This window comes from Oleiphilus sp. HI0132 (assembly GCF_001635845.1).
Map to the genome: position 1 here is coordinate 1 of NZ_LWGJ01001554.1, position 325 is coordinate 325.

The 325-nt window shown below is 41.5% G+C and carries 1 pseudogene; it reads left to right on the plus strand.

The window, feature by feature from the left end:
• Positions 1-296: pseudogene (locus A3766_RS23890) on the plus strand (ribonucleoside-diphosphate reductase, adenosylcobalamin-dependent); the annotation flags it as partial.
• Positions 297-325 lie beyond the last annotated feature (29 nt).

The window sequence follows — 325 nt, forward strand, 5'->3', positions numbered from 1 at the left end:
TCTCGAAGACTGCAAATATTCCTACAGAGTTCCCATATGAGGAATTCAAGGATATCTACATGTACGCGTACGAGAAAGGCTTGAAGGGATGCACAACTTTCCGCTTTAACCCTGAAGCATTCCAGGGCGTATTGGTGAAAGAGTCTGATCTTGAGAACACCATCTACGAATTTACGCTAGAAGATGGTACAAAAGTAAAAGCGAAAGGTAACGAAGAAATAGAATACGACGGTGAAATTCATTCAGCAGCGAACTTATTCGACGCATTGAAAGAAGGTACCTACGGAAAATACTAGACATAGTGAGCAATACACTAAGCACCCTT